General features: G+C 51.1%; 2 protein-coding genes and 1 pseudogene. 2 read left to right on the top strand and 1 reads right to left on the bottom strand.

Annotation, left to right across the window (positions count from 1 at the left end; all coding sequences use genetic code 11):
* Both ACTF5Z_RS05830 and ACTF5Z_RS05825 read left to right on the top strand, forming a co-directional pair.
* Positions 1–4,670 (top strand): annotated as a pseudogene (locus ACTF5Z_RS05830) (NAD-glutamate dehydrogenase); the annotation flags it as partial.
* A gap of 33 nt (positions 4,671–4,703) precedes the next feature.
* Positions 4,704–5,729, top strand: a complete 1,026-nt coding sequence (locus ACTF5Z_RS05825; protein WP_438984857.1) for a quinone-dependent dihydroorotate dehydrogenase — start codon at positions 4,704–4,706, stop codon at positions 5,727–5,729.
* On the opposite strand, the gene rmf is transcribed toward ACTF5Z_RS05825, so the two are convergent.
* Complete coding sequence (gene rmf / locus ACTF5Z_RS05820) at positions 5,730–5,933, bottom strand: ribosome modulation factor (protein WP_423850221.1); 204 nt, start codon at positions 5,931–5,933, stop codon at positions 5,730–5,732. It abuts the gene before it with no gap.
* Between the last annotated feature and the right edge of the window lie 675 nt (positions 5,934–6,608).

Raw genomic sequence — 6,608 nt, 5'->3', positions numbered from 1 at the left:
GTTTGGGTATGGAAGATCTTGGTCGCCAGTCTGTTGAGGATTTGGCGGCAAGGATCGAGTGGTTGCAGAGCTATCTGGACACCTGGGTCAATGGTTCGGTCGATATTCAGGCATTGACGCCCGATCGTGATCATTTCGGGTGGAACAGCGACAATAGCGTCATTGTGGTCGTGTGCCCTCAAATGCCTTTTTGTACGGCATCGATCCGCGGTGCACTGCACCGGCTCAACATCAGTATTGATTGGCTCACTTCCTGCAACGTCAGGGTGTCTGAGCCGGACGAGGCCAGCTTGGGCGCGCGACGTGTTGGTCACAGTACTGGGACCCCTATCAGCATTTTATATTTTGAGGTGGAGCAGCAGGAGCCAGCAGATTTGGACTCTGTTGTATTACCCGAGCTGTCGGATGTGATGGCTCAGGTCGATGCGGTTGTGTCAAACTTTACATCAATTCAAGCGCGGCTCGCTTCGACGCAACAGCAACTGTTGGCTGGGCCTAGCCCTCAGTCCGAGATCGCCGAGTTGCTGGCTTGGTTTGCCGCGGGGAAAGCGACCTTACTTGGGTACCAATATTTTGAAGTGTCGGAGGCTGGACAAACAACGGTTTCTGACGTACTGGGTTTGTTGCAATACCCAGCGCACCGTAACGTTGGTTACGATTCTGTGCCAAACTATCTGGGCCGCTCCTTGCGAGGTGGAGCGATACGGTTCGGGAAATTATCGGTTCGCAGTCGGGTGCATCGGTGGGCTTATCCCGATACCGTTGATGTGGCCGTAGTAGATTCGAACGGCATTTGCTGTGGCGTTCATCGCTTTCTGATTTTACTCACCTTTGCTGCTTACAACCAGGATCCGCGCGAGATACCGTGGCTGCGTGGTCGTATTGACGACTTATTAGAACGGGCTGGGTTTGATGAACAAGAGCATGAGGGGCGTGAGTTGCTGCGCGTCATCGAATTGTACCCCCGCGATGAATTGTTCCAGTCCGATCTCGAAACACTTTTGGAAAATGTCACTGCAATTAACCGTATTCAAGAACGCAGGCAGACTCGCTTATTTATTCGTCGCGATGTGCAGACGGGGTTTGCAAATTGTTTGGTATACGTCCCTCGTGAGCTATACAACACTCAGTTACGTGAGCGCATCCAATCCAGCTTAATGTCAGCACTCGGAGCTGTCGAAGCTGAGTTTTCGACTCAGTTCTCTGAATCGGTATTAGTCCGAGTGCACTTTGTTTTTCTTTGCGATCCCTTGCAGTTAGAGCGACATTCCGAATCAGAATTGGAATCTGAAGTGCAAGACATCACGCAGGGGTGGATGGAGCGTTTGCAGGCTCGATTGCGCGATCTGCGCGGGAAGCGGCAGGCTCAGACTTTAGTGGGAAAGTATGGTCAGTACTTTAGTTTAGGGTATCAAAGCGATTTTGCAGCCGATATTGCGGCCGATGACGTGCTGATTCTCGATCGGTTATGCGAAACTCAGCCCCTGAGGCCAGTCTTGCATTCCTCCACTGCACACGAGGGCGAATTCAGTTTAAGGTTGTACCATCGTGGCGCCTCACTGCCGCTTTCCGATGTGTTACCCGTGCTTGAGTCAATGGGGCTGCGAGTCTTGTCGGAGCGTCCTTACAAAATTCTGACTGAGGTTGCAGGTCACTTTTGGATTCAAGATTTTACGCTGCAGTATAAATTTACCAGCCAGCTGACTATTGATGACGTTAAGACGAATGTCGAAGCCGCCTTCTTGGCGATTTGGCGGGGTGTAGCAGAAGTTGATGCATTCAATCAATTACTGCTTGGTGCGGGTTTGTCGTGGCGCGATGTTGCGGTCTTGCGCGCTTACGCACGTTACTCCAAACAAATTCTATTTTCTTACAATCCAGAGTTTATGGCCGCGACGCTAAGTCAGCATATGGGCTTGGCTTCGCTCCTGATCAAGGCGTTTTACGCGAAATTCGACCCTGATCAATGGGCCGAGTGGGGCGACGCTTCTGAGCGCCTCGCTGTCTCATTCGAGCGGGGCCTCGAGCAAGTAGAAAATCTAGGTGAGGACCGCGTGTTGCGGCATTACTGGGGCCTGCTTGAGGCTACGGTGCGAACCAATTTCTTTTTGCAGGAGGGCTCAGCAACTCGCTCCCATTTTGCGTTTAAATTTAAACCTGCTGTCATCGCCGATATGGTGCGACCGGTACCTTACCGCGAAATCTATATTTATTCCCCTCGTGTCGAAGGCGTGCATTTACGCGGAGGTCCGGTAGCTCGCGGCGGTTTGCGTTGGTCCGATCGGTCTGAAGATTTTCGAACCGAGGTGCTGGGTCTGGTCAAAGCTCAGCAGGTCAAAAATGCGGTTATCGTGCCGGTGGGAGCTAAAGGCGGTTTCGTTGCCAGGCAAGTGCATCCGGGGATGAGCCGTGAGCAGCGCAACGAGGAGGGTGTTGCCTGTTATCAGCTATTCATTCGGGCCTTATTGGAGTTAACTGATAACCAAATTGGGGGTGCGATTGTTCGAAACTCGAAGTTGGTGGTGCACGATGGTGATGATCCTTATTTAGTGGTAGCTGCCGACAAGGGTACGGCTACCTTTTCAGATATTGCCAATCAAATCGCCGCCGACTTTAACTTCTGGTTGGGTGACGCATTTGCGTCAGGTGGCAGCGTTGGTTACGACCACAAAAAAATGGGTATCACCGCTCGGGGCGCGTGGGTGTCGGTGCAGCGGCATTTTCATGAGCTAGGTGTGGATGTGCAGCGCGATCCCGTGGTGACGATCGGTATTGGCGATATGTCAGGCGATGTGTTTGGCAATGGTATGTTGCTGTCGAAATCATTGCTGTTGGTGGCGGCCTTTAACCACAAACATATTTTCATAGACCCCAGTCCAGATGCTGTTGCGAGCTTCGCTGAGCGTCAGCGCTTATTCAAAGAGTCGACGAATGGCTGGGCGGATTATGATCAGAGTTTGATTTCTGACGGAGGTGGCGTATTCGACCGCAGTGCTAAGCGCATTGTGTTGTCTGAACCTATGCAAGCTCTGTTGCAAACTGATGCAAAAACCTTGACGCCAACCGAGCTGATTCACTTGTTGTTAAAATCCAAGGTAGATCTGCTGTGGAACGGTGGAATTGGCACGTACGTGAAATCATCCACCGAAAGTCATCTCGAGGTCGGCGATAAGGCGGGAGACGCGCTGCGCGTGAATGGTGCAGAGCTTGGCGCCAAAGTCGTTGGTGAGGGGGGTAACCTCGGCATGACGCAACGAGGACGGATTGAATACTGTTTGGCGGGAGGGCGCTGCAATACTGACTTTATCGACAATGCAGGTGGCGTAGATTGCTCGGACCATGAAGTCAATATCAAGATCTTCCTCAATACTTTGATGGAACAAGATTTGTTGGACTCTGCCACACGGGTGGCTCGGCTTGAATCGTATACCGAATCGGTAACGCGCCATGTGTTGCACAACAATCGTTCGCAAACCTTGGCTTTAAGTTTGCTCGCGAAAGATTCCCACGAACGGGTACTGGAGTACCAGCAGCTTATTGAAGAGCTCGATGCGATCGATATTCTGGATCGGGCGTTGGAGTTTTTACCCACTAATGACGAAATCGCCGAGCGGCGGGCTCAGGGCCAAGGGCTTACCCGGCCAGAGCTTGCCGTTTTGTTGTCCGCGAGCAAATCGCATCTTAAACGTTTGCTGCAGAGTGATAGTCTGGTTCAGGACGATGCCTTCTTGACGTGGGTGGAACGTTCATTTCCCAGTGCTCTCATCGGCGAGTTTGGCCCTTTTTTAAGGCAGCACAGCCTGTATCCGGCGATTTTGGCAACTCAGCTCGCCAATGATATGGTGAATCGCCTGGGCCCTAATGTGTATTTTCGACAGTTGCACGCTACAGGTGCTTCGCCTGAGGTGTTTGCTCGATCCTATGTGATGGCTTTGAATGTCTTCGATTTGGAGCACTTTTGGTCGATTTTGGTTAAAAAAGGGCAGTCAACCTCGCCAGAGCACATGTATCGAGGCTTGACGCAGCTGAGTCAGCTTTTGAAGCGAACGCTCCGTTGGTTTCTTCGCAATCCAGCAGAACCTGGCAGTTTACAGGGGGCTGCCGCTACGTTTAGATCGGGTATCACATCGTTGTTGACTGGGGACTTCCTCAAAGCCGTCGAGGCCGATGGCGCGCGGTGGCGTCATCGGCAGTTAGAATGGCAAAGTCTGTTTGATGATCCGCGATTGTGTAATTTGCTTAGTCTTAGTGATTATGCCCACATATTTCCTGGCTTAGTTCAGAATGCCGCGGCCTTACAATGCAGTCTTGAGGACTTGGCTCAATTGTTTTTCGATGTAGAGCGGCTTCTGGAGCTTGATGTTTTGACTCGAGCGCTTTTAAGCACCCCGGTCGATAGCGAGTGGCGGGTATTGGCTAGAGACGCCTATCTCGAGCAGATTGTTGATATCCAATTGTCTTTGTGTCGAGCCATGATTTCGTCTATTACACGCGGGCAGTTAACGATGGGCGAGGTTTTGACGCAATGGAGCGCAGGACAACAAGCAGCGCTCAGGCGGTGGGCGGACGTTATGGCGCAATTAAAAACAGTTCAAACCCCAGACTTTGCGGTGTACACAGTGGTGCTGCGAGAGCTATCTGAGCTTGCCCGCGCAGCTCAAGCACAGTAGCATGCGCGCCTTGTTTGGTTATTCGGTGCAACTATGTCTTTAGCGGCCAAATTTACCCATTTGCTTCCACCTGAAGCTGCCCACTCAGCAGCCATGTTAGGCTTAGATGCTTATCACGCGCTGCGCATGAGCTGGATGATTGCGTCTGACTTAAAACCTAATCCGCAACACGTGATGGGTTTGACCTTTGATAATCCCATCGGTTTGGCCGCCGGCCTCGATAAAAATGGCGACCACATTGACGCCCTTGGCGCTTTGGGGTTCGGTTTTATTGAAGTGGGGACTGTAACGCCAAAACCGCAAGACGGTAATCCGAAGCCGCGTCTGTTTCGATTGCCCGAACACCAAGCGATTATCAATCGCATGGGTTTCAACAATAAGGGTTTGGAGCACATGGTCGGTCGTATAAAGCGCCGAAAATATTCAGGTGTTTTGGGTGTCAATATCGGCAAAAATGCGACGACCCCATTGGAGAATGCCTTGGACGATTATCGGCAGTGTCTCGATGCGGTCCACGGCTATGCTGATTACATCGTGGTTAACTTAAGTTCACCTAATACGCCTAACTTGCGGCAGCTTCAGTTCGGCGAACCTTTGAAACATCTGGTGTCGAGTTTGCGAGAGCAGTGTTATCGGCTGGACGCCATTAACGAGAAGCGTGTGCCTTTAGTCGTAAAAATTGCACCTGACATGAGCCATGATGATTTGCTATCGGTCGCCGATACGTTAATGGAGACATCGATTGACGGGATTATTGCTACCAATACCACGATAGAGCGCGACGCTGTGTTGGGGCATCCCTATGCACAGGAAGCTGGCGGTCTTAGTGGCGTGCCAGTGAGAAGTCGATCTACGGAAGTCGTGACGGCCCTGTACCAGCATTTAAAGGGCGAATTACCCATTATTGGTGTAGGCGGTATCTTTGATGAGCGCTCGGCGGCCGAGAAACGAGAAGCAGGTGCCTCGCTACTGCAGCTCTACACTGGCTTTATTTATCGCGGATCGGATGCAATAAGCGCAGCCGCCCGCGGTTTTAAACAGGCAAACCTAAGCCGTTGATTATATCGAGAGCATTCTGGGCAGCGTGGCTGACCCGGTAACACCATCCCAATAGTCAGAGCGACCATCGCGCCAGCCTGCTAGCCATTGTTCTCGGTGGTTTTGTTGTGAGTGGGGACAGTCGTCCCTGCTTTTTCCCTGATTTCCTGCCATGTAGCCACGGTCAAAGTGGCGATTAGAGACATCACGCTTGTGTTTTTTCATACACGCTCCTTGTCGGCTGAGCCGAGGTTTGTGGTTAGGGATTCAGCTTGCGCTGATCACAAGGCGAAGTTCAGGAAATCATAGTTTGTGCGCCTGAGTCGAACATTTTTTTGATCTAAAAAAATGCCCTTTAGAACAGAGGGCTATTAAGCGGCGGCTGTTCTTATATCACTCGTTTTCAGGGGTGTGACCAATTTAACGCGACCGCTCTTCGATGCCCAGTCATCGTATTGATCTCAAATTAGTTGTTTTTGGGTCTCTATCAGAGATTTTTCGATTTATAACGATAAGTCGCTGTTTAAAATCGATTTAATAAGTCAGTCTGTGTGTGTTTTGTATCGCTTCGGGGTTTCTCAGATCCAAACTACTTTGACCTTAAAGTAAAATTTCGGTAGGGTGTAGCACGCTGGTCGACGACTATCCGTCGATCGGGCTAGGTCTTGACCACTACGATCGCAAAGAATTTAAGCGTTAAGACGACACAAACAGAAATGCTAAGGGAGCAATCTATGTTTCAAAAGAAAATCATCAACCGAGCGGTTGTCTCTGTTGTTGCGGCCAGTGCCTTGAGTGCACACTCGGCGCTGACACAGGCGCAAATGCTTGAGGACGTGATTGTCACTGCGACCAAAAAGTCTGAAAGCATGCAGGACGTCGCAATTGCCGTGCAAGCGA

The organism is Aequoribacter sp. (assembly GCF_965659035.1).
Lineage (GTDB): Bacteria > Pseudomonadota > Gammaproteobacteria > Pseudomonadales > Halieaceae > Aequoribacter.
This window is presented reverse-complemented; position numbering and strand designations above follow the sequence as displayed.